Raw genomic sequence first — 24,269 nt, 5'->3', positions numbered from 1 at the left:
CTTTCCCTTATTTTTTATTCATAACGATTGAACACTTTTAGTTGATAACAACTTGGTAAGTAGCATTAGCTTTCATTAACTTATGCATGGGACAGCGTTCAAGAGCAACTTCTACGATAGAATCAGCTAAATCTGCTTGAACATGGGGCATAGAGATTTGAACTTTAACCACAAATTGATAGCCGGGATTATCTTGGTGTAGTTCGACCAAGACAGATACTTGAGTCTGGTGTTTAATCCCTCGACGAATTTCTTCTGCTTCTATGGTGGCATTTAGACAAGTTGCTATGGCCATTCCCAGAAGCTGCTCCGGATTACTACCTTCTATTTCACTTAATGGACTGGAAACCTTAACTTCAAAACCTGCTGGATCTTCAACAAAGGTTTTGCCTTGAATACCGTCTCGATTAACTACTTTAGTTTGATAAAGCGTTTTTCCTTCCATCATTTGCAAAAAACCTCCTGTACTCTTTCTGATACTATTGTATAAGCTTTTTTTAGAATATGCTATCTATGTCTCACTAAAAACTAAATCTTTCGCTTTCATTACTTGATAGCTCACACTCTATTTTTTTATAATCATCGAAATAGCTTGCTCTAGTCGTTGATTCTGCTTTTCTGAATCTTTATCACCAGTAGTTAAACATTCTTTTAAATTTTCAACCATGATTATGCCCATAATACGATCCACACTCGAACGAATAGCAGTTAGTTGGGTTACTATATCCATACAGTCTCTGTCCTCTTCTAACATCTTTTGGACCCCTCTTAATTGACCTTCTGCTCGTTTTAAACGATTAAGTAGGTTTTTCTTATTATTATCTTTATGCATGATAAACTCCTCTTATGTATTTGTTCTTAAATTTTAAAACTTGACAAATCTTTTGCATTGATGTTTAATATACCCTACCGGGTATGTTAAGTATATAATTTATTGGCTTAAACTACCACTTATTTATAAAAAATCACTTTTATATGTCAAACAGAAAGGAAGATACCATGTTCCCAACGATTTCCATTGAAGAACTTTATCAAAAATCTCAGGAAAAATCGCTTAATATTATTGATGTTCGAGGTGAAGCTGAATTCCAAGAAGGACATATCCCTGGATCTAAAAACATCCCCTTGAATCAGCTCCCAAATGAATATACATCTCTTAATCAAGATAAAGAATACTATTTAGTATGCCACTCGGGTGGACGTTCTAAAAGGGCTAGCCAATTCTTATCTAAAATGGATTATCAAGTGACTAATGTTACACCTGGAGCACCTTCTTGGCCTGGTGAACTAACCACCGACTAAGCAGAAATTATTAAATTATAAAAGCCATCAGATCTAATAAGGCACTGCCCCCAAATAGTGAGGCAAACATAAAAACACCTCCGTTAAATTCGTATGAAATGAATTTAATGGAGGTGTTTGATTAGGGTTAATCACCTAGCTTATTCTGCAAAAACAAAATGGAAATGTATTGAATTGAAACGTCATCAAGCAGCGATGGATGTCCTAAAAAAACACAAAGAGTTGAAGAGGAGTGGGTACCAAAAGTGGTCGTCGAAACAGTTGAAAGTTTAAAAGCGCATGATTCGGTGAGTTTAATCCTCTCCTGCTTAGGGATCCGCTCGATCTACTTATTATCGTTGGAAAGTTCGTATAAATGCTAACCTAGAAAATGAAGGGAAAATTAAAATTGGACAATTATGTAAGAAACAGCCTTTCACCTATGGTTACCGTAAAATCACCCATTTAATCAACTTAGAAACAGAAAAAACTGTTAATCATAAGCAAGTTCAACAAAAATTAGGCTAGGTGTCACCGGTTCAATACCGACAACAAGCAGCCTAACAGAGGTATTTTTTATTCTGTCCCATTTATGGGGTACAGTGCCACAACAGATCATGATGGCTTTTTGTGCTAATTATTTGACTGAAGTATCCTCATGTTCTAACCAAAGCGGCGCAAAATAATCAATAAAGATAGCGCCTAATGGAGCTGTTATTAAAATAGATACAGTGGCGGCTATTAAAACTAAAGAACCACTAGCAATACCAGCCATTAATGGGAGTCCACCGAGGGAAGCTTGAACCGTAGCTTTTGGTAAATAAGCTCCCATAATAAAATAACGCTCTTTCTTTGCAAATGGTGTCTTTAAAATGGATAAAGCAACCCCCAACATACGGAAAATAAGGCCTATTACAATAATGATTACTATCGGCCAGCCCGCTTCTAAGGCTAAACTCGGATTGACAATCACTCCTAGGAAGACAAAGAGGAAAATTTCAGCAAACTGCCAAATTTTTTGATACGAGGCTGTTAAAGTGACAGCCCTTTGCGGCGCTTTCTTTTGCACAATTAGGAAAATCACTAAAACAGCAAGCACACCTGAATAAGGCAGGATGTCAGTTAATAAGCTCTCTAAACCAAGAACTAAAAAAGAAATAGCTAAAGAGACAATTAAAGCTTGTTGCCCTTCCCACTGATAGCGGTTTAAGAAATAACTTAAGCTATGCCCCACTAAAAACCCCAAAAATATTCCTGTGACTACTGAAATAGGTGCAGATAATACCGTTGATGCTGAAACACCTTGACCTTGAGCTAATTGCATAAAGGCTGCAAATAATACAAAAATTAAAATATCATCTGCTGTCCCGCCTGCTAAAATCATTTGAGGAATGGCCTGTTTAGTTCCTAATCCTCGGTCAATTAACCCCACCATTCTCGGTACTAATACCGCAGGTGATACAGCCGCCAGTACACTAGCTAATAAAAATGAATCAACATAAGATATGTTTAAAAGATAAGGTCCAATCAAACCAATAGCTAAAATTTCACAAATTGCAGGTAAAAAACACATTAAAATAGCTGGTCTTCCTACTTTAATTAAATCCGAAAATTTTAAAGTTAGTCCAGCTCTAATCAAAATAATCATCAAAGCAATTTGACGAATTTCTCCCGCCAAATGTGTTAATTCACCAGATAATAAATTGAAAACATTTGGACCTAAACAAATACCTAATACCAAATAGGCTAACAGTTTTGGTAAGTTAATTTTTTCGAATAGTTTTCCAAACAACCACCCCAATATCAAGACAAGCCCTAAACTCCACAACATTGCTTCTCCTCCTTTAAAATACAAAAACTTCTGTATGCCAAAAAAGCATACAGAAGTCATCAGCTAATTAGCGGTTTATCTACCTTGCTGAAGGTAAATAGGAAGTACTTCATTTCCTTTAAATCTTAGTTTACCCTATTCTATTTTGTTAGGCAAGCTAAACTTTTAAGAAAAGCAATAATTTTAAAAGGGTAATTTTATTTGCCAAATTCCTAGTTCGTGCTATAATTTTTATAGTATCGTTTTACGATGGATACTGGTTCGTTCATTTCGATCAGTAGGGTTTATCTGATGCCTATATCGTCGATAAAGAGCCTAGTTGAAACCTGATGTAGAGTCTGCAAAGGCTAAAAAGATTACTAGAAGCTCAGAGTTTTACCAAAAGAAAAATTAGCAAACAAAAAAAGCATCCATACCATCTTAAGATTGCCGTACGAGGTTAGCCTACGACACAAGCAGTCTTTTTTTGTGTCCTAATGAGACTTCGTGTAATAAAAATTAGGAGTGTAAATATGCTTAAGCGCTTTTTGAGTCGCTTTTTATTAAGTAAAAAAGAAATATTGGTTATTGCATTAGGAGCCTTTATCATGGCTTTTGGCTTGGTGAACATTCATATACCCGCTAAAATTACAGAAGGGGGTGTCATTGGTTTAGTTCTCTTCTGCTATCATTTCTTTGACTGGGAGCCATCTAAATTAAGTTTTTTAGCAGATATTACTTGCTACCTTATTGGCTTATCCTTATTAGGTAAAGATTTTATTCGCCGTGCCATTCACGCATCCTTTCTATTTGCTGTTTTCTATCGCCTTTGTCTTTGGATGGGACCTGTTCTTCCAAGCCTTTATGATAGGCCTTTATTAGCTGCTATCTTAGGAGGCGTTGCAATCGGCGTAGGATGTGGTTTATGTATCAGTCAAGGTTGTGCCGCAGGGGGCAATGATGCTTTGGCAATGGTTATTTCTGAGAGGGCCTACGTATCAATTACAAAAGCCTATTTGTTAACAGATGGCGTGGTTTTATTACTTTCACTGCTATATATTGCTCCACAACACCTGATCTTTTCTTTTATTACCACTTTAGTTTCATCAACAATTATTGGTCAATTCGAACTACATTTTCCTAGCTTTGAATTACCAAAAGCTTCATCCGTTGCTAAAGCCCAATAAAGGAGTGTGCCTATGACTTTAATTATTTTCTCCCCCAGTAAAGAGATGGATACGATAGTCGGTAATGATTTAATTCCTCAATCAGATCCCGTCCAAGCCATTATTAAAGAGCTTGTCTTAAAAGATACGACTGAGTTAGAAAAACTCTTTAAATGCTCAGCTGAGCTTGCTCAAGATATCTATCATCGTTATCAAGTCATTAATGAAAAAACAGCTCGTCAGGCTTATCAAGTCTATCAAGGTCTAGCCTTTCGGCAAATCGAATGGGATAAAATTGACTTGAACTATGCCATTGACCATCTGAAAATTCTGTCTGCTTTATATGGGCCAATCTCTCCCATTCAACCAATCAATCCCTACCGTTTAGACTTTAATACCTCGCTAAAAATCAAAAATCAAAGCTTGAAAAGCTTGTGGAAACCTCTTTACAATAATGTGTTCGAAGAACAAACCGTCATTAATCTCGCTTCTAATGAGTTTGCTTCTTTACTAGACCCTAAAAAAATGCAACTCATCCAGATTAACTTCTATAAAGATATAGAATTAGGTAAAAAGGCACCTTCAGCCACCAGTAAAAAATTGAGAGGGGCTCTACTCAACTATTTACTACAAACAAAATCTTTAGATTTAAATACCTTTAAAGCATTTAAGGCCTTTGAATATAGCTATGCCAATGGTGATTTCGAAAACAAAGAAATTAACTACTGTCTCAATTAGTAAAATATTCAAAATCTAAAACCCTCTTAAAACAACTTGATAAGGTGTTTAAGAGGGTTCTTATTTAAATCAATTTCATTTATCTGCTGGAAACTCTACAGATTTTACCTATATTTTAAACTATATTCTATAAAATCTTAGTTAAGAATAAATTTTGATTAAAATATCGTATTAATTATCTCCAGTAGATAGATAAAAAATTTCTTCAAATTTCTTATCGAGTGCTAAACATAGTAAATAGGCCAATTTTGCAGTTGGGTTATACTGACCTGTTTCTATTGAGGAAATAGTATTTCGAGATACTCCAACCATTTTTGCCAATTCTTCTTGAGTTAGTTTTAATTCTTTTCGTAAACCTTTTAGATTATTCTTTAGTTTTAACTTTTCATCCATAATAAAGATCCTTTAAAAAAAACACTATTGCAACTAATCCCACTGTAAACAATAGGACAAACAAAAATAAATATTTTATTTCTTTCCTTGCAAAGTATTTATATAATTCTCCTACCCCAATTGAAAGACACAGCATGGCAAGAATATCCAAAAAAGGGAGATTCTGCGATTCTTTAATAGCGGAAATAAATGCAGCGATACCAATTAATGCCCTCGAAATCCAAACGCTCGATTTATCATTAACAAAAATCTCTCCCTCATCTTTTTTTTCCTTTTGAGCCAGCTTTAAAAAATCATCTTTTTCCAAGTTTATCTCCCCTTTGCCATGTTTACTTTTCTTAAATTGTATATTTGCAAAGTTAACTTGTCAAGATAAAAATTTATTATCTTCAATAATTACGAAAAAAACTATGAATTGATTGGCTCAAACATCTCCTTCGCATAAATCCTCTGACTTAGAAAGCTTTTATGAGAATAAAGCTTTTAACTACGCTTATATGAAAGGTAATTTCCAAAAGAAACAAATCAACTATTGCTTAATGAAATAAAATCATTATAAAAATCCCTTCTAACTACCTAGTACAGAGGTGTTTTAGAAGGGATATTAATTTAAATCAATTTCATCTGTTCTTCAGGAAATTCTACCGACTGTGCAAATTTAATATCATTGTATAAGTGACATGCCACAAAGTGACCCGGTTCAACTTCTCTGAGTTCAACTGGAGTTGTCTTACAAATCTCCATACAGTGTTTACATCTACCAGCAAAACGACAACCCTCTGGAGGGTTCACCGGACTTGGTACATCTCCTTCTAAGAAAATCCGCTCTCGTTTAACTCCAACTTTTGGAATCGGAATAGCTGAAAGTAAAGCTCTCGTATAAGGATGTAATGGATTTTCAAAAATCCGATCATAAGTACCTAATTCCACGATCTGACCAAGATACATAACAGCTATCCGGTCAGAAATATGCCGAACAACTGATAAGTCATGTGAAATAAAGAGATAAGTCAGACCAAATTCCTCTTGCAGTTGATCCATCAAGTTTAAGATTTGAGCCTGAATGGAAACATCCAAGGCAGAAACCGGTTCATCTAAAACAAGAAACTTCGGTTGAAGAATAAGTGCCCTAGCAATACCAATTCTTTGACGCCGTCCGCCATCTAATTCATGTGGGAATGAACCAGCTAACCGTCTAGCTAGACCTACCGTCTCCATCATTTTATACACTTTTTGCTCTAATTCAGCCTGGTTTCTTGTCAATTTATTAACACGTAAGGGCTCAGCTATTAAGTCAAAAGTGGACATCCTTGGATTAAGAGAAGAGTAAGGGTCTTGAAAAACTATTTGCATCTCTTGACGCATCAAGCGCATTTCTTTCAAGCCCTTGTATTCCATAATGTTCTTACCTTCAAGGTAAATCTCACCGGCCGTTGGTTCATGTAAACGAATAATGGCACGTCCTGCCGTAGACTTTCCACAACCAGACTCACCCACTAGACCCAAAGTCTCACCTTTTTTAATATCAAAACTAATATTATCAACCGCTTTTAAATCACCGGCTTTAGTGGGGAAATATTTTTTAAGATTACGCACACTAATCAATGCTTCTTGATTATTGTTAGTCAAGGTTTTCTCCCCCTTCCTGGTTATATAAATGACAAGCTACATAGTGACCAGGTTTTACTTCACGATATTCTGGAAATTTATACTTACAAATTTCCATGCAATGTTTACATCTTGGATGGAAGCGACAGCCTGACGGTAAATCCGAAGGGTCCGGTGTTGAGCCAGAAATGACTTTTAATTTATCCACATCTTCATCGGCACTTGGAATGGAATCAAACAAACCTCGCGTATAAGGATGCAGTGGTTCTTCATATAAACTCTCAACAGAAGCATGTTCCACAATCGTACCGGCATAAATAACCGATACATAGTCGCAAATTTCAGCGACTACACCTAAATCGTGAGTGATTAAAATCATTGATGTATCGTATTTATCTTTTAAATCTTTCATTAATTCTAGTACTTGTGCTTGAATGGTTACATCGAGAGCCGTTGTCGGTTCATCGGCAATAATTAATTCCGGATTACATGCAAGAGCCATCGCAATAACCACCCGCTGCTTCATACCACCAGAGAATTGATGTGGATAGTCATTCAATCTTTCTTTACGGATTCCAACTAACTCTAACATTTCTTCTGCTTTTGCAACGGTTTCTTCTTTAGTAAGATCTTGATGGAGTTCGATAACTTCCTTAATTTGATCTCCAACGGTCATTATCGGATTTAATGAAGTCATTGGATCTTGGAAAATCATCGAAATTTTATTGCCTCGGATATTGAACATATCCTTTTCTTTAACATTCATTAAGTCTTGATCTTCAAGTAAGATTTCACCTGAGGTAATCTTACCAGGAGGATCTTGAATTAATTGCATAATAGCTAAAGCCGTTGTTGTTTTTCCTGCACCAGTTTCTCCAACTAACCCCAAGGTCTCTTTCTTACCGATTGACAGATTCAAATTATTAACTGCGTATACAGTTCCTGAATCTGTCTCATATTGTACACTAACATTTCGTAAGTCTAATAATTCCACCATAATCTTTCCCCCTAGCGCTTCAGCTTAGGATCGAGTGCATCACGCAGACCATCCCCTAAGACATTTAATGCAAAAATCGTTGTAACAATAGCCAGTCCTGGGAAGAGGGTCATATGTACAGCATCTCGAATATAAGAACGACCACCTGATAACATAGCTCCCCACTCTGGTGTTGGTGGCTCTAATCCTAAACCGATAAAACTTAAACCAGCAGCATTAATAATTGCATAGGCAACCCCGAGGGTCGCTTGAACAATAATCGGTGCCATACAGTTTGGAATGATATGTTTTAAGATAATTCTAAAATCACTCGAACCATTTGCTTTAGCTGCTTCCACAAATTCCATATCACGAATAGAAAGCACAGAGGAGCGTACTAAACGCGCATAACCGGGAATAGCTGCAATCCCCACAGCAATCATAAGGTTTGCCAATCCGGGCCCTAAAGCTGCCATAATAGCAATCGCTAATAGAATATCTGGTATCGATTGTAGAATATCAATAAAGCGCATAAGCATATTATCTACTCGACCACCATAATAACCTGTCACTGCTCCAATCGCTACACCAATAATCAGTGAAATCGATACCGAAATAAATCCAACTTTTAGGGAAATTCTTGATCCATAAATAACCCTAGAAAAAATATCACGACCCAAATCATCTGTTCCAAATAGATGTTCTGAACTTGGTGGTGCAAATTGATTTTGTAGGTTTTGTTCAGCAAAACCATAAGGAGCAATCTGATCTGCAAAAATAGCCACTAATACCAAAAGTCCAATAATAAAGAGACCCACCATTGCCAATTTATTACGTTTCATACGAATCCAAATGTCTTGCAGACCACGGAAGCGACCACGCTTATGTTCTTGCTCTTTCAGATAATGGTCCTTTACAACTGAATGCTCTTCTTCCATTCCGCTAACTATCTGATTACGGTCTAATTCAGCTACTTCATCTTTTTCAGAGTTTAATTTAGGATTTTCCATGTTGATACCCCCTTACACATATTTTGTCTTAATTCGTGGGTCAACATAGGTATATAGGATATCCACAATTAAGTTAACAATACTAAAGGTTACCGCCACAAAGAGAACACATCCCAGAACCATCGGCATATCACGCATCTTGATGGAGTCAACCATCAAACGACCAATACCAGGAATTGAGAAGATTACCTCTGTCATTAAGGCTCCCCCCATAAGCTGACCAAACTGAGTACCGACAATTGTAATGATTGGAATCAAGGCGTTTCCAAGCGCATGCTTCCAAACGACAACATTTTGCCGCTGACCCTTGGCTTTTGCTGTTTGAATATAGTCTTGTCGAATAACTTCCAGCATTGAAGATCGAGTCATCCGCGTAATAACCGAAACGGACTGGGATCCCAAGGCAACAGCAGGAAGAACCATCTGAGATGGCATTGAAAATCCTGATGATGGGAACCAGCCTAGTCTAACAGAGAATAACATAATAAGTAAAAGTCCTAACCAGAATACTGGCATTGAAATACCAATTAAAGCAAAAACCATAGCGATATTATCAAAAATAGAATACTGTTTAATCGCACAGATAATTCCAATTGGAATACCTAATAGAACAGCAAAAGAAATGGAAAGAAATGCTAATTTTATTGTAGCACCTGCTCGGTTAAAAATCTCAGCTGCAACTGAAGACTTAGTAATATAGGAAGTTCCTAAATCTAATTTAGTAAATACATTCTTAATGTAACGACCAAATTGTACTAAGAACGGATCTTCTAATCCCATTTCTAGTCTTAAAGCCTTAACTGCTGCCTCAGAAGCAGAAGGTCCTAAAGCATTTCGTGCAGGATCTCCTGGAGTGATATAAAGCAAAGCAAATACAATAAAAGAGACGCCTAAAATGACAGGAATTAAATACAGTAGCCTTTTTAATATATATTTTAGCATGTTTTAACGCACCCTCTTCTTTAGATAGAGGAGATGTTTCCATCTCCTCTAGAATACAATGAACTATTTTTCTCCCTTAGTTACCGGCGCTAATTGATACCATCCAAATGGAGAAAGTTTAATATTTTTAACATCTTTTTGAGCACCCACTGTCAATTCTTTATTGTGCTCTGGAATCCAAGCTGTGATATCCATTAAATGTTCTTGTGCTTGACGGTAAAGGTCTGCACGCTCCTCATCATCTTGAGAGAAACGGGCTTCTTCTAACATCTTATCTAACTCATCATCTTCAAGATAGATGTAGTTACCACCTTCACCTTTAGCTGAAGAGTGGAAGCATGGATATAAGAAAGTATCTGGGTCTGGAGAATCTGCTGTCCATGCAATTTCAAACATATCGTGTTTACCATTCTTAATTAACTCGTTAAATGCTGACCATTCTAATACGTTTATTGAAACATCAATACCTACTTCTGATAATTGTTCCTTCATAGCAGTTGCCATATCAATCCGGTCTTTGTTTTCATTAGTTGAAATAGAAGTTTCAAAGCCATCTGGGAAACCAGCTTCTTCTAGTAATTCTTTCGCTTTTTCAACGTCGCGTGCACGTGGCTCATATTCATCAGAGATAGAATAAGCTAACGTAGGTGACATTACACCTGTAGCTGTTTGACCTAATCCTTTAAATACAGCTTTAACGATCGAATCAATGTCAATTGCATAAGAAATCGCTTCACGAACTTTTGGATCATTAAATGGTTCTTTAGCAATATTAAATCCTAAATAAGTTGTCCCATAGTCAAAAGATTTCAATAATTGTAATTTATCATTGTTTTCAACCTTCTCAAGATCAATTGCTGAGATGTCATAAGCAATATCTACCCCACCAGATTCCAACTCAATCACACGGTTACTTGGTTCAGGGATTACACGGAAAATTAAATTCTTGTATTCAGTTTTTTCCCCATGGTAATCATCAAAACGTTCCATTTCAACAGAATCTGCCTTGGTCCACTTAACAAATTTCACAGCGTTAGTTCCTACAGGATTACGTGCGTAATCATTACCTGCTTCGTTTACTGCTTTTTCATTTACGATATATGCACCTGGGTGGCATAAAGCAGCTAAAATACCAGAAAACGGCTCAGTTTGTTTAAATTCTACTGTATAGTCATCAGTAGCTTTTACAGAGTCAATATCGATTGTTTCGAATAAGTGCTTCACGTTTGGTGCTTCAATCGCACGTTTTAGAGAAAAAACAACGTCAGATGCCTTTAATTCTTCTCCGTTATGGAATTTGATTCCTTGTTTTAATTTAAAAACGTATGTTGTTTCATCAGGTTGATCAAAACTTTCAGCCAAGCTAGGTTCTGCCTTACCCTCATCATTGATTTTAACTAATCCCTCATATATTTGAGTCATAACATGACTGGACTGGTTATCATTGGTGGCAATCGGATCGAGTGAAATTGCATCCCCAGATACAGCAACTGTTAAAGTTTCTCCACTTCCTCCACCAGAACAGCCTACTAATAAAAATACGCCCATTAACAATAACGTAAATAATCCTAATTTTCTTTTCATTATAATTGCTCCTTTATTTATTTGAAAAATCAACTCTCTTAAAAGTGAAGTTTTTCACAAAGACCAGATAACAATAACTTACCCATTATCCTCCTTCCATAAATATTCATTCCGTTGCAAGCGGATTCATATTTTCAGTCTACCTTTTACCTGTTTGTTTGTCAACGCTTTCTTTATTGACATACAGCTATCTTTTAAAATTTTTATTTTGCTCTAAAATATAATATGAGTAACTATCAAAAAATTTATTGATTTATTTAGTGAAATTTTTTAGTTAATTTTTGGTTAATATTTTATTTATATTGTGAATAAATAAATATGAACGACCTTCATTTTTTTGTTGAGCATATTATTCATTTAAATAGTTTCTTTTCTTTGATTTTCTTCACAATCTTTATTGGATAAGAACGACTTTATTTCAATGAATTAAGTAATTATAGATTGTGCATTCTCTAGATCAAAAAATTCAATAAAAAAATACTGGATCTAAGTCCAGCATTTTTATATCACTTTATTGAAATGTTAATTTGAAAATAAATTATTAAAAATTTTATTAGGCTAATGCTTTAATTTCTTTAGACAGTAAAGTCTAAGCTTTGGGAACGGTCGACAAAAATAACACTGACTAAAGTTCCAAGGACGAGAGTTGGAATCCATGCAAAGCCAATTTTTACTAGGGGCATATCTACAAGCCACTTCCACTCGATGACTTTAGCGTTCAATAGAACAGAAAAAAAGCTAACTAATAAGACGAACAGTAGAGGTAATAAAAATTGCATTCTGTTAAGTGGTCGCACTTTATGTAAGATGACAAGGAAAATAAGAGACATAGTGACAGGATAAATTATCTCTAAAACAGGACCACTAGTCGCTATAATTTGATCCAATCCTTGATTGGCCATTAACCATGACACAGCAGTCATTATGATAACATGATTTTGATAGGAAATCTTAGGGTATAGATCATGAAAAAACTGACTAATTGCTGCTACTAGGCCACAAGCGGTGGTTAAACAAGCTAAAAAGACAATAATTCCTAACAAAGCAACACCGGATTGCCCCATAGCATTATTTGCTATAGTCTGTAATAGAAAAGTTCCAAGATTTTGACCTTCAGGCAGAGCCTCTGTTAGACTAATATGATTACCAACCCATGCTAGACCAAAGTAGAAAAGTCCCAATAAGCTTGCTGCAATTAATGAAGCCTTGCTTCCTTCTTTTAATAGTGTTTTTTGATCAAAGACACCTTTTGTTTCAAAAGCACTTTTAACAACAATAGCAAAGGCTAATGTGGCAAGTGTGTCCATAGTAGCATAACCCTTAACAAAACCTTCAGCCAAAGGATTGTTTTGATATGCTATTTTCATCGGAGCAGAAGGTTCATTTGTTCGATAAAGGAAATAGGATCTTACTAGAAAAATGACTAAGGAAATTAACAAAGCTGGCGTCAGCCACTTGCCAATCGCATCAACTATCGAATTCTTATTTAATGAAATCCACAAAACAAGGCCAAAAAAGACGAAGGTAAATAGGGCTAAAGTAATCCCATTAGCGTTAGATATATATGGAAGAGCGGACATCTCATAAGTAGTTGTGGCCGTCCGCGGAATAGCAAACAAGGGCCCTATGATTAAATAGTTACAAGTTAATAAAACAATCGCAAAGACAGAGTTAATTTTACTCAAAGCATTAAAATAACCGCCTTTTAAACTTGAGCCAACAATCATCGACAATAATGGCAACCCGACGCCGGTAATGATGAAACCTAAAATAGCTGGTAATAAACTCTGACCTGCTTCGTGGCCGAGAGCAACTGGAAAGATTAAGTTACCTGCTCCAAAAAACATGGCAAATAACATAAAACCAATAGCTAATAGATCTTTCTTCTTCATACTAATCCCTCCAGAAAATAAAGTAGGTTTATTTTATTAAAATTGCATGAGGATTTCAAGAGGAATTTCTAATAAAAATTAAGTAAACGAATTCATTTATACAATCAAAAAAGCTGGCCATTAGCCAGCTTTTACTTTTTCTATTATTCTGCTTCTTCTGAAGAATCATCTTGATCATCAGATGCTTCTTCATTCTGATCGTCTTCATCGTCTTCATTGTCTTTAGAATCAAAAGCTGGTTCTAAGTGTCCTTCTTCCGCTAATTTATCGACAAATTCACGTACTTCAGGAGATGAGAAAGCTTTTTGTAATGCCTTAGCTGCTTCACTATCTTTATTTCCTTCACGAACTGAAAGAATAATAGCAAAAGTATTTTCATCATCTTTTTCTAAGAACAAAGCATCTTCAGGTTTTAAATCAATTGAAGCAATATAAGTTGGGTAGTTGAAAACTAATTCAACGCCATCCTCATAAGCACCTGTTAAGTTTAATAAGTCAACACTTGTAAACTCGAAGTTATAAGGATTTTCAGTAATGTCATCTACTGTCGGGAAAAGACCTGCTTCATCATCTAATTCAATTAAGTCATTTTGTTCAAGGACGAATAATGCACGTGCCTCATTTGTTGGATCTGAAGGAATAGCCACTTCTGCGCCCTCTTCGATATCTTCCATTGACTCATAAACAGGTGAATAGAACCCAACAACAGCGTTATATACTGGTTGAATGGCTACTAAATCTGCTTCACGCTCTTCATTGAACATTTCCATAAATGGAAGGTGTTGTGCAAAACTTCCAAAAGCTTCATCATTAAACACTGCTTCATTGTATTGAATATTATCAGAAACCTCTACTAATTCAATAGAGTAAGGCTCTTCAATTACATCCGCTGCAATTTCAACGATATCAGTCATCGGTGGCATATGAGAAGCAATCTTTAATACATTATCTTCTTGTGCCGAAACGGATAGTAGACCGCTTAAAGCTAGTGACACTGATGCAAAAGTAACAAAGCTCTTAAATAAATTTTTATTAAACATCTAATTCCTCCTATTATCTCTTATCTAACTTACGCGCAATTTTTAAACCTAACCATTGTAGAATTTGAACAATGATTATGATTAGAATAATCGCAAAATACATGATATCCGTTTCATACCTCTGGTAACCATATCGGATAGCAAAATCTCCTATCCCACCGCCGCCAACTACCCCCATAATGGTCGAATAAGATAGAAAGGATACAAAAGCAGTGGTAAATCCAATAATTAAAGATGACCGTGCTTCAACAAATAGAAATTGAGTGACTAACTCCCAAGTATTCGCTCCAAGGGAATCAGCTAATTCCACCACGCCTTTAGGAATGTCATGCAAAGACTGTTCCACGAAGCGAGCATAAAGGGCAATGGCAATCAACATCATCGGAAAGGATGCTGCAATCGGATCGCCAGTTGCTCGCCCATAAACCATTCGAATAAGGGGTTGCATTGCGACAACAAGTAACAAAAAAGGAAAAGAACGAACAATATTTACAAATAGGTTTAAGCTAGAATTCAAAAAATAATCCTTTCTTGCTTTACCCATTCGCTGACCCGGACTAGTCAAAAATAAAAGAGTACCTAAAGGAAGACCTAACAAAATAGCTGCTGCTGAGGAGAAAAAAAGCATAATACTTGTTTCTTGAAGACTTTCCCATAATTTTGGCCAATATTCAATGACGCGCACTATTATTTCTTCCAACATCTTAGCTTAGGACCTCCTTCACTTTATCATAATAACTTCCTACTAGTTCTTGGTCACGGTCGGTCAAATTATCAACTATATCTATTAAACCACCTTTTTCCATAATTGCCACTCTGTCGCAAAGTTGCCTTACAAAACCCAATTCATGGGTCACCACTATAATTGTCATGTCGAATTGTTGATGTGCTGCTTTTAATATTTGAACAATTTCATTCGTTCGCATGACATCCAAAGCAGAGGTCGGCTCATCACAAAGCAAAATTTTTGGTTTAGTAATTAACGCTCTTGCAATACCAACTCTTTGTTTTTGCCCCCCCGACAACTGACCAGGATATTGATCTTTTTTATCAGCTAGACCAACAAAATCAAGAACAGAATCAAGAGACAGGGCATTTGAATATTTAAACAATTTAAGGGGTAAGGTGATATTTTCACCAACTGTTTTATTATTCAATAAATTAAAATGCTGAAAAATCATACCTACAGACTTACGATGGAGTCGCAGTTCTTCCTTGCTGAGTTGCAATAGATCTTGTCCATCAATTAATACCTTTCCTTTATCTGGTTTTTCTAAAAGATTAATAAACCTTAAAAGAGTCGATTTTCCAGCACCACTTTCTCCTACCAAACCAAAAATTTCCTTATTTTGGATCGTTAGGGAAACACCATCAACCGCTTTAACTTGTTTATTATTCAAATAGTAATGTTTAGCAACATCAAATAATTCGATCACAAACAATCACCACCTTTCTGCCACAAGTCATAAGAGCATTATAACATAACTTTTTGATATTTCACATTAAATGAAGATTAAAAGGTATTGTGAAAATATAAACTGAAACGTTAGTATAAATGCTTTTATTTAACTTTTTATTGTGATTGGTTTAAATTTAATTTAAAAATGTGCACAAAAAAAGTAGTGGAGAAATATTCACTACTTTAAATATAAACTTATTATCTATATAGCTCACGATCGAATAAACGAGGGGCTGCTTGATAGACTAGGATTAGAATGATTGCCGAAGCAAAAGATGTTAATAAGGCACTCGCTCCATTCATGATAAATGAGAAGACTAAGGGTGACATCCCTTCAGGTGCATAAGATCCCCAATAAATATAGCCAGCGACAAAGTGCCAGAAGAAACGTGCAAATGTTCCAATGAAAGTTGCTAAAATTAAAGGCCAAGCTTTATTTTCAGACTGATAAAAACGCTCAGACATTAAGCCCGCAAAACCACCAAAAGCAAAAGCAAGGAGGTATTCAATTAATACCTGACTAACGCTTAAAAAATATACATTCCCTAGGGGGAAATGTAGCAAACCCCATAGAAAGCCGCAAAACAGCCCCCATTTAAATCCTCGTTTTAAGGATAAAATTGTCAATGGTACCATGCCTAAAGAAATCGTTAATGAAGCACCGAAATTTGTCGGTAATAAAGACAGGACCACTGCGATAGCAGCAAAAATAGCTGCTTCTACTAGAAGTAAAACATTTTTATTCTTTCCCATAAAAAAACTCCTTACATTTTTGCAAAGTAAAGAGAAAAGGCATAAAGTCCCTATTTCAAAGTAATTCCTACGCACGTTTGACCGTGATCAGGTTCAAGGGTCTGGAACAAGTCCACTCTCAGCTTCAAGGCTCCCCTTTACTTTACGATTATTTAACTGCCATTATTTTAGCATTCAAATGTTTGCTTGTAAATTAATTCTTTTCAATTTTCATTTTAAAAAAGCTAATATTTCTTGACCGTTTTTGAAATATAAATTGATGATTGCTTCTAATAATCTATCACTTAGCGTCTTAAATCGATTCGCTCACTGATAAAATAGATAATTATTCCTCCAGCCAATAGAGATAAGCCTTCACTAACCATCATACTTACAAGTCGGGTTATAAAAGTTTCCCAAGGAGCTCCTAAAAAAACAACTAACAAGGCAATATTAACCATCGATATAGTCATGGATAGGCCAATAATTAAATATTTGAAAAACAGCGACTTATTAATTTCATCTTTCTTACTATCAATTAAAGGAAATAGTTTTTCAATGATAGAGCAAGCTAAATGTAAAAAAATAAAGCTAGTGAGCGAGCCAATGATCATATCCCAAATACCGTAAGAAAAATAATTGACAATAAAAACGCCTAAAGTAACTCCTAAAATATAACGTTTATTATAAAGGGCTAAAAAATTCAATCCCTCACTGATACGAATTCCCAATCCAAAGGAAAGAGGGGAAATTATCAAAGTCAACACAATGTAGCAAGCAGCAACTAATGCTATTCGCGTTAAATCATTAGTAGTATATTTTTTTTTCATATTAGTCTCCTTTATAGAGCAGGCTCTAGTAATTACTATGACCAAAGGACTGAGGGCGGCTTGATCCACCGAAGAATCATAGTGTTCATAAAGAACAGACCGTAGTATATCATAAGTAGATTGCACAAGTAAAGACTCAGATTCCTAATAAAAAAGCCAAGAATCGGTCTATTTTCGACTAATTCTTGGATAAATTATTAGTAGTTTCTATTCAGCGATAATATCTCTTAACTTATCTTTTGCTCGTCTCAAAGCATTTTTGACTCGATTTTTATCAATGCCTAAATACTCAGCAATTTCTCTTGGTTTCATTGATAAATCACTATAACAGAAGATAATCTGTCTTTCAAAAAGACTTAGCTTAGCAAGATAACGTTCTTTTTCTTCATTGACAATAACTTGTAATTCGGGAGTAGTTGCTAATTGATAGTCATAGCTTAAGCTCTTATGACTAATACTATCACCAATTTCAAGCTGATCGCGTTCAGCGTCCATTCCAAAGCGAATGGTCTGAGCTTCTTTGGAATTGCGACGGAGTAAATTAATCAGGTAATTATACAATGATCTTTGAAAATAAGGGGCAAAATAACCACCATAAGCAGGATCATAATGTTGAATTACCCGATACATCAGGATAACTCCTTCTTGAATAATGTCTTCTGGTTCATAGCCATCCACTGGCATTTGATAAGCAAATTTTTTTAAGAGGGGAATAAAACGTTCAACTAGTAACATAAATGAAAACTCATCAGCGATATTTTCTTTCAAGCGCATAATCAACATTTCATTGGTCAAATGGTCAAACTCGTTCATTTCATCTCTCCATTATTCATTCTTGTCATCATCTAAGCGAAATCTTAGATCATCTAATAGCTTCAATTGGTCAAGCTTCCAAGGGCTCCGCCGCCTGATTAACTGTGAATAGTGGTCTTCAACTGTTTGTCGAACTTGTCTTTTATTAAATTGTAACTGCATATAAAGCTCATTAGCAGACATTCGCATGGCACCTTTTTGAAAAATTAGCCATTGCTCTGCCATATCGCTTGTCGCAACTACCACACGATTAAGAGGAGAAATCCAATGAGCTACTTCTCTTTCAATATAGGAATCAGCTGTTTCCCCTTCTTGTGTAAAAACAACTTCGACTTGATAGTGTTCATAAATTTGTGTTATTCCGGGAACAAATTGTGCATCAAAGACAACGATAATTTTGAGGTCTCGGTATTTTCGATATTCTGAAAGCTCAAATAATAATTGATCGCGCGCTTGATTTAACTGGTCCATTTTTTTAAGTTGGGTAAGTTCTGGCCATGCACCAATCATGTTATAACCGTCAACAAATAAAATTTCCTGACGTTTATATCGCATGATAATCCCTACTTTCCAATACGGTGGCGTGCTACTTCATACATCAAGACTGCACTTGCAACAGATGCATTCAGACTTTGCACATGCCCAACCATCGGAATAGTAACGATTCCATCTGCTGATTTTTTTACAAGTTCAGAAACCCCTTGACCTTCATTACCAATTACTAATGCAATTGGTCCATGTGAATCCCACTGACGCATATCTTCTCCAGCCATATCCGTCGCAAAGATCCATATTCCCTTTTCTTTTAACTGATCCATAACCTGTTTAATGTTAGCTACTCGGATCACTGGAACATGTTCAATGGCTCCAGTAGATATTTTTGCAACTACATTGGTTAATCCAACTGAACGTCTTTTAGGGATTATCACCCCATGAACGCCTGTAGCGTCTGCCGTTCTTAGAATAGAGCCCAAGTTATGTGGATCGACAATCCCATCTAAAATAAGAATAAAAGGATCCTCTCCTCTTGAAGCTGCTAACTGAAGAGCATCTTCTAGTTCAGCGTAATCAAAAGGAGGAATAGTTAGAACAACACCTTGATGATTTTCACCATCAACCATTTCATCTAGCTTCGACTTTGGCACTTCCTGGAATACAATTCCTTTAATTTTAGCCATTTTTATTATACTAGATATTACTTCTCCTGCAATCCCTATTTGAATAAATAATTTATTAACTTGCTTTTTTGTTTCTAAATAAGCTTGAACAGCATGTTTACCGTAGATCGATTCACTATTTTCAAAAGCTTTTGAGTCTACCAAAGGCTCTTTGAAAGAATTTATATTGGAGCGTTTTTTCTTATGAAAATCCGCTGTATGATTTTTCTTTCTCATTATTAGGCTCCTTCTTCATTAATATATTGAATCGCTAGTTGAATTAAATGATAGCAACGCTCTTCTTGTCCACTTAATTTAAGCCAACCCAATAATGCCTCAAATCCGCTAGCTTGACGGTAATCACCGATCGAAGCATTTTTAGCTTTTGTATTGGCCTTATGATTGCGCCCACGTTTATAGATTTGAATTTCTTCAGCTGTTAAGAAATCGTCTTGCTGAATCCAATGATGCATCACTTTCGCTTGCCCCTTAGCCGAAACATATTTGATGGCGGCTTTGTGCAATTTATTGGGATGCGTTTTTCCTAATTCAATCACATGCTTGCGTATCTCTACTTCAAAAACAGCATCTCCTACATAGGCTAAGGCTGCGCCATTTAGCAAAGAATACTTATCTGGTGTATTTTCATTTGTCACTTTTATCCTCTTTTCCACCTTGTTCCTTGCGGAGTATCATCTAATAAAATATTTTGCTCTTTCAACCAATCACGAATTTCATCCGCTCTTTGAAAGTTTTTCTCTTTACGCGCTTGATTTCTTTCCTCAATTAAATTTTCAATTTCGCTATCAAGGACTTCTGTCGAATTTAATTCCAAACCGAAGATCCCTAAAAGTTGATACATCAATTGATTGATTTCTTTTAACAATTGAAGCGCCACAGCTTCTTGATCAAGATAGCGATGAATTTGCTTACTCATTTCAAAAATAGCTGATAAAGCATTAGCCGTATTGAAGTCATCTTCCATCGCTTGATTAAAAGCATCCACGCCTTCTTTGATTGCTTCTCTTACTTCCTGTTCTCTATCAAGACTAGCTTGTCCACTTCCTAAATGATCCATTCGATAGGCTAAGCGATCCATCAGTTCTTTCAAACGTTCAACTTCACGACTTGCAGTAGCGATGGCATTAGCATCATAACGGATAGGACGACGGTATTGCACACTAGCTAAAAGATAGCGTATAACCATTGGATCGTATTCTTTAATAATATCCCTTAGAAGCACAAAATTACCTAATGATTTCGACATTTTCTCTCCATTGGATCCCATAGTTACAAACCCATTATGTAACCAATATTTAGCAAATGGATGAGAATAATCAGAATGGGCTTCGGACTGAGCGATTTCATTTTCATGATGAGGAAACTGTAAGTCTTGACCACCCCCATGAATATCAATCGTTTCACCCAAGTATTTCGTAGCCATTACCGAGCACTCAATATGCCATCCGGGTCTACCTTTACTCCATGGCGATTCCCAAGAAACCGCACTTTTTCCAGCTGCCTTCCATAAAGCAAAATCAATCGCATTTTCCTTTTTTTCACTCTCTTCATCAGTAATTCGTTGACTAGCGCCATCACGCAAATCGCTGATAGACTGGTCCGATAATTGGCCATACTTCTCAAATTTAGCTGTCCGATAATAGACGTCTCCTTGGCTTTCATAAGCATAGCCCTTATCGATTAAAACTTTAATAAAATCAATGATTTCTGGGATATTTTCCATAACACGCGGGTTATTGCTGGCGGGCTTAACATTAATCGCACGCATATCTTCTTTATAGGCAGCAATATACTTATCAGAAAGCTCTTTGGCTGTTAATCCTTCCTTTTCAGCTGCCTTAATAATTTTATCATCCACATCAGTAAAGTTACTGACAAAATTCACTTCATAACCGCGATACTCTAAATAACGACGAATAGTATCAAAAGCAACAGCAGAACGTGCATTACCAATATGAATATAGTTATATACTGTTGGCCCACAAAGATAAAAGCTCACTTTTCCTTCTTCTAGGGGAATAAAGTTTTCCTTTTGACGTGTTAAGGTATTAAATAATTGAATAGCCATCTTATGAACCCTCTTTCTATCATTAAACTTGAGGCTTATTATATCATTACTAGCACTTACTTTCGAATAAATATATTGGCATTTAATGAGTCCATAAAGAATTAAAAAAGCCGGAAATATTTCCGGCCAATAATTTATTGCACTTTTATGAGAAAATCATTTCAACAAGCTCTTCTGCTTCAACATTTCCTAAATATTTTTTAAGATCCATATTTTCTAGGGCCTTTAAAATACTTTGACGTTCAAATTTAACGCCAGTTATAGCATTTTCTACATCTTCAATTTCACCAAGTCCAAAGAAATCACCATAAATTTTGGTATCGGTAATCATGGCATCTTTAATGTTGAAGCGCATATCTACAAAACCGAAAGGGAATTTGTGAGAGGCTTGAATATCAAATTTTGGTGAGTGACCGTAGTTCCAATCCCAATTACCAAAACGCTCTTCACGAATTTGATAAACCTTTTCCCAGTCTTCTTTTGTCAAATGATATTCTTTAACATCTTCGCGTTTTTCAACATTAAAGATTTCTAATAAGACAAGGTCTCTGAATTGCTCAGTAGTTAACTCTTTATACTTATCATCCACGTAAGGCTTTAAGTTTGTCACCCGTGAGCGTACTGACTTGACACCTTTAGATTCAAACTTTGCTTTGTTTGGTTTTAATGCATTATTGACTTCGTCTAAATCAGAATCGAATAAAATCGTTCCATGAGCTGTCATACGCCCACGTTTAGCATACATTGCATTACCAGAGAACTTCTTGCCATCTACTAGTAAATCATTTCGGCCTAACAATTCAGCTGAAGTGGCTCCCATCTTATGTAAAGCATCAATGACGGGTTGAGTAAATGCTTTAAAATCTCTAAATGTTCCATCATCATCTTTGATAAAGCAGAATGAGAAGTTTCCTAAATCATGGTAAACGGCTCCCCCACCTGACATACGGCGAACTACTCGAATATTATGTTCATCAACATAAGCTTGATTAATTTCTTCAAAAGTGTTTTGATTACGGCCAATAATAATCGAAGGTTCATTAATGTAGAAAAGTAAAATTGGCTCATCGACTAAGCGATTCTCTACTAAATAAGTTTCCAAAGCAATATTGACACTCGCATCATAGTTATTTTCATTATCTACGAAATACATAAGTAGCCTCCTTCAAATTTGTGCATATTTATTATGACATTCCATTATTTAAAGCTCAAGAAAAAGCTCTCAAACAAAAGTGGAAACCATCGGTTTCCACTTTGTATTCACTAAAGCGATAAAACTTGCTGAATATGGTCTAAGGCTTTTTTCTTGCCTAGTACTTCAATCATATCCGGCAATTCTGGACCATGCATTTGACCAGAAACCGCAATTCGGATTGGCATAAAGAGGTTTTTCCCTTTAATACCTGTTTCCTTTTGAATTTCCTTAGTCAATGGTTTGATATTGCTAGCTACAAAATCTTCATCTGACAAAGCCTGTAATTTGCTTTGCATAGCTTGAACAACTGTTGAAGCACTCTCAGCTTGCATAATTTCTTTTGCTTCCTCACTCAGCTCTAACTTATCATTGAAGAATAAGCTAGATGCTTCAACAATCTCAGCACCATAAGAAATTTGCTCATGGTATAAGCTAACTAGCTTTTTAACCCAGGCTAATTCTTCTGCATTAGGATCAGCACTTACTTTTCCTGCTTTTTGTAAATGAGGTAATGCATAGTCTACCACTGTCTCAAGATCTGCTGCTTTCATGTAAGTGTTGTTAATCCATTCTAATTTCTTCTTATCAAATGAAGCAGGAGAAGTTGATAGACGTTCTGGGTCAAATTGTTCCACTAACTCTTGTGGCGAGAAGATTTCTTCTTCACCTTTTGGTGACCAACCTAATAAGGCAATAAAGTTAAACAAAGCCTCTGGTAAATAACCTAAGTTACGGTATTGCTCAATAAATTGTAGGATTCCACCATCACGTTTAGATAACTTTTTATTAGTTTCGGCATTAATAATTAATGTCATATGACCAAATTCTGGATATTCCCAATCAAAAGCATCATAAATCATCATTTGTTTAGGGGTGTTCGCAATATGGTCATCTCCACGTAAAACATGAGTGATCTTCATCATATGATCATCCACAGTTACAGCAAAGTTATAAGTAGGCATACCGTCTCTCTTTTGAATTACCCAATCGCCTGAAATATTTTTCGATTCAAAGCTTACAGGCCCTTTTACAATATCATCAAATTGATAAGTAACATTTGCTGGTACTCTAAAACGAACAACAGGCTGACGGCCCTCAGCTTCAAAAGTTTCTTGTTCTTCCTTGGTTAAGTGGGCATGTTTTCCCCCATAATGAGGCATTTCTCCACGAGCCTTTTGTTCTTCTCTTTCTGCTTCTAACTCTTCTTCAGTCATATAGCATTTATAAGCCAAGTCACGAGCTAATAAGTCATCAATCAAGGGTTGATAGATATGCAAACGCTCTGATTGTCTGTAAGGACCATATTCACCAGGATTAACCGGGGATTCGTCCCAATCAATACCTAGCCAAGTTAGATTGTCTAATTGGCTTTGTTCACCATGTTCTAGATTACGTTTTGTATCTGTATCTTCTGTCCGAATGATAAACGTTCCATCTTGTGAACGTGCATATAGATAATTAAACAAAGCTGTTCTCGCATTCCCAATGTGTAAATCGCCCGTAGGGCTTGGTGCATAACGCACACGAATTTTATCGCTCATTGTATTTCTCCTT

Annotated in this window: 27 protein-coding genes and 2 riboswitches; of the genes, 4 read left to right on the top strand and 23 right to left on the bottom strand. The window is 35.9% G+C overall.

Annotation, left to right across the window (positions count from 1 at the left end):
• Window positions 1-37: 37 nt before the first annotated feature.
• Together ACQV2Q_RS03760 and ACQV2Q_RS03755 are read right to left on the bottom strand one after the other, a co-directional pair.
• Window positions 38-448, bottom strand: coding sequence for an OsmC family protein (locus ACQV2Q_RS03760; protein ID WP_428873086.1), 411 nt, complete (start codon window positions 446-448; stop codon window positions 38-40).
• A gap of 117 nt (window positions 449-565) precedes the next feature.
• On the bottom strand, window positions 566-832 hold the full coding sequence (locus tag ACQV2Q_RS03755) for a metal-sensitive transcriptional regulator (protein ID WP_428873085.1): 267 nt from the start codon (window positions 830-832) through the stop codon (window positions 566-568).
• 143 nt (window positions 833-975) lie between these two features.
• On the opposite strand from ACQV2Q_RS03755, the gene ACQV2Q_RS03750 reads away from it, so the two are divergent.
• Together ACQV2Q_RS03750 and ACQV2Q_RS03745 are read left to right on the top strand one after the other, a co-directional pair.
• Window positions 976-1,302: a rhodanese-like domain-containing protein gene (locus ACQV2Q_RS03750; RefSeq protein WP_428881950.1), complete on the top strand. Its 327-nt coding sequence runs from the start codon at window positions 976-978 to the stop codon at window positions 1,300-1,302.
• Window positions 1,303-1,653: 351 nt separating this feature from the next.
• Window positions 1,654-1,809, top strand: coding sequence for a transposase (locus ACQV2Q_RS03745; protein ID WP_428882002.1), 156 nt, complete (start codon window positions 1,654-1,656; stop codon window positions 1,807-1,809).
• Between the two features lie 109 nt (window positions 1,810-1,918).
• Here the strand turns inward: ACQV2Q_RS03745 and ACQV2Q_RS03740 are convergent, their stop codons facing one another.
• Window positions 1,919-3,112 (bottom strand): cation:proton antiporter, encoded by a 1,194-nt coding sequence (locus ACQV2Q_RS03740; protein ID WP_428881949.1) that lies wholly within the window; start codon window positions 3,110-3,112, stop codon window positions 1,919-1,921.
• A gap of 43 nt (window positions 3,113-3,155) precedes the next feature.
• Window positions 3,156-3,238, bottom strand: a riboswitch (Fluoride riboswitch).
• 386 nt (window positions 3,239-3,624) lie between these two features.
• Here ACQV2Q_RS03740 and ACQV2Q_RS03735 point away from each other — a divergent pair.
• Together ACQV2Q_RS03735 and ACQV2Q_RS03730 are read left to right on the top strand one after the other, a co-directional pair.
• Window positions 3,625-4,278, top strand: a complete 654-nt coding sequence (locus ACQV2Q_RS03735) for a YitT family protein (RefSeq protein WP_428881948.1) — start codon at window positions 3,625-3,627, stop codon at window positions 4,276-4,278.
• Between the two features lie 12 nt (window positions 4,279-4,290).
• Complete coding sequence (locus ACQV2Q_RS03730) at window positions 4,291-4,995, top strand: YaaA family protein (RefSeq protein ID WP_428873081.1); 705 nt, start codon at window positions 4,291-4,293, stop codon at window positions 4,993-4,995.
• A 171-nt stretch (window positions 4,996-5,166) separates the two neighbouring features.
• Here the strand turns inward: ACQV2Q_RS03730 and ACQV2Q_RS03725 are convergent, their stop codons facing one another.
• The 20 genes from ACQV2Q_RS03725 to gltX all read right to left on the bottom strand — a co-directional run bounded on the left by ACQV2Q_RS03725 (window position 5,167) and on the right by gltX (window position 24,256).
• A complete protein-coding gene (locus tag ACQV2Q_RS03725) occupies window positions 5,167-5,388 on the bottom strand; it encodes a helix-turn-helix transcriptional regulator (protein WP_090289833.1) in 222 nt (73 codons plus the stop codon).
• Window positions 5,381-5,695, bottom strand: a complete 315-nt coding sequence (locus ACQV2Q_RS03720) for a DUF6442 family protein (RefSeq protein ID WP_428881945.1) — start codon at window positions 5,693-5,695, stop codon at window positions 5,381-5,383. The genes ACQV2Q_RS03725 and ACQV2Q_RS03720 overlap by 8 nt, the downstream gene beginning before the upstream one ends.
• A 302-nt stretch (window positions 5,696-5,997) precedes the next feature.
• Window positions 5,998-7,017, bottom strand: coding sequence for an ABC transporter ATP-binding protein (locus ACQV2Q_RS03715; protein ID WP_428875065.1), 1,020 nt, complete (start codon window positions 7,015-7,017; stop codon window positions 5,998-6,000).
• Entirely contained in the window at window positions 7,010-7,993 is a 984-nt protein-coding gene (locus ACQV2Q_RS03710) for an ABC transporter ATP-binding protein (RefSeq protein WP_428873078.1), read from the bottom strand. Before ACQV2Q_RS03710 ends, ACQV2Q_RS03715 begins: the two co-directional genes overlap by 8 nt.
• Before the next feature lie 11 nt (window positions 7,994-8,004).
• Window positions 8,005-8,982, bottom strand: a complete 978-nt coding sequence (nikC, locus tag ACQV2Q_RS03705; RefSeq protein ID WP_428881943.1) for a nickel transporter permease — start codon at window positions 8,980-8,982, stop codon at window positions 8,005-8,007.
• Window positions 8,983-8,994: 12 nt separating this feature from the next.
• Complete coding sequence (locus ACQV2Q_RS03700; RefSeq protein ID WP_428873076.1) at window positions 8,995-9,924, bottom strand: ABC transporter permease; 930 nt, start codon at window positions 9,922-9,924, stop codon at window positions 8,995-8,997.
• A 63-nt stretch (window positions 9,925-9,987) separates the two neighbouring features.
• Entirely contained in the window at window positions 9,988-11,508 is a 1,521-nt protein-coding gene (locus ACQV2Q_RS03695) for an ABC transporter substrate-binding protein (protein ID WP_428873075.1), read from the bottom strand.
• A gap of 575 nt (window positions 11,509-12,083) precedes the next feature.
• A complete protein-coding gene (brnQ, locus tag ACQV2Q_RS03690) occupies window positions 12,084-13,400 on the bottom strand; it encodes a branched-chain amino acid transport system II carrier protein (protein WP_428875067.1) in 1,317 nt (438 codons plus the stop codon).
• Between the two features lie 143 nt (window positions 13,401-13,543).
• On the bottom strand, window positions 13,544-14,440 hold the full coding sequence (locus ACQV2Q_RS03685) for a MetQ/NlpA family ABC transporter substrate-binding protein (RefSeq protein ID WP_428873073.1): 897 nt from the start codon (window positions 14,438-14,440) through the stop codon (window positions 13,544-13,546).
• 13 nt (window positions 14,441-14,453) lie between these two features.
• Window positions 14,454-15,143, bottom strand: coding sequence for a methionine ABC transporter permease (locus tag ACQV2Q_RS03680; protein WP_428873072.1), 690 nt, complete (start codon window positions 15,141-15,143; stop codon window positions 14,454-14,456).
• A 1-nt stretch (window position 15,144) separates the two neighbouring features.
• Window positions 15,145-15,876: a methionine ABC transporter ATP-binding protein gene (locus ACQV2Q_RS03675; RefSeq protein ID WP_428873071.1), complete on the bottom strand. Its 732-nt coding sequence runs from the start codon at window positions 15,874-15,876 to the stop codon at window positions 15,145-15,147.
• A gap of 221 nt (window positions 15,877-16,097) precedes the next feature.
• Window positions 16,098-16,652 (bottom strand): energy-coupled thiamine transporter ThiT, encoded by a 555-nt coding sequence (gene thiT / locus ACQV2Q_RS03670; protein ID WP_428881942.1) that lies wholly within the window; start codon window positions 16,650-16,652, stop codon window positions 16,098-16,100.
• Between the two features lie 47 nt (window positions 16,653-16,699).
• Window positions 16,700-16,799, bottom strand: a riboswitch (TPP riboswitch).
• Between the two features lie 137 nt (window positions 16,800-16,936).
• Complete coding sequence (locus ACQV2Q_RS03665) at window positions 16,937-17,461, bottom strand: QueT transporter family protein (RefSeq protein ID WP_428873069.1); 525 nt, start codon at window positions 17,459-17,461, stop codon at window positions 16,937-16,939.
• Window positions 17,462-17,668: 207 nt separating this feature from the next.
• On the bottom strand, window positions 17,669-18,274 hold the full coding sequence (locus tag ACQV2Q_RS03660) for a sigma-70 family RNA polymerase sigma factor (protein ID WP_428873068.1): 606 nt from the start codon (window positions 18,272-18,274) through the stop codon (window positions 17,669-17,671).
• A gap of 12 nt (window positions 18,275-18,286) precedes the next feature.
• The gene (locus tag ACQV2Q_RS03655) at window positions 18,287-18,829 is read right to left on the bottom strand and encodes an NYN domain-containing protein (protein WP_428873067.1); all 543 of its coding nucleotides are present in this window, start codon (window positions 18,827-18,829) and stop codon (window positions 18,287-18,289) included.
• An 8-nt stretch (window positions 18,830-18,837) separates the two neighbouring features.
• Window positions 18,838-19,668 (bottom strand): 23S rRNA (guanosine(2251)-2'-O)-methyltransferase RlmB, encoded by an 831-nt coding sequence (rlmB, locus tag ACQV2Q_RS03650; protein ID WP_428873066.1) that lies wholly within the window; start codon window positions 19,666-19,668, stop codon window positions 18,838-18,840.
• Between the two features lie 2 nt (window positions 19,669-19,670).
• On the bottom strand, window positions 19,671-20,087 hold the full coding sequence (locus ACQV2Q_RS03645) for a Mini-ribonuclease 3 (protein ID WP_428873065.1): 417 nt from the start codon (window positions 20,085-20,087) through the stop codon (window positions 19,671-19,673).
• Between the two features lie 2 nt (window positions 20,088-20,089).
• Entirely contained in the window at window positions 20,090-21,520 is a 1,431-nt protein-coding gene (gene cysS / locus ACQV2Q_RS03640) for a cysteine--tRNA ligase (protein ID WP_428873064.1), read from the bottom strand.
• A gap of 145 nt (window positions 21,521-21,665) precedes the next feature.
• Window positions 21,666-22,673: a lipoate--protein ligase gene (locus ACQV2Q_RS03635; RefSeq protein ID WP_428873063.1), complete on the bottom strand. Its 1,008-nt coding sequence runs from the start codon at window positions 22,671-22,673 to the stop codon at window positions 21,666-21,668.
• A gap of 110 nt (window positions 22,674-22,783) precedes the next feature.
• Window positions 22,784-24,256, bottom strand: coding sequence for a glutamate--tRNA ligase (gltX, locus tag ACQV2Q_RS03630; RefSeq protein WP_428881941.1), 1,473 nt, complete (start codon window positions 24,254-24,256; stop codon window positions 22,784-22,786).
• Window positions 24,257-24,269: the final 13 nt, after the last annotated feature.

The sequence above is a fragment of the Facklamia sp. P12950 genome, assembly GCF_050409465.1.
GTDB lineage: Bacteria > Bacillota > Bacilli > Lactobacillales > Aerococcaceae > Facklamia.
The sequence above is the reverse complement of the archived record's forward strand: the minus strand, read 5'-3'. Positions and strand labels throughout refer to the sequence as shown.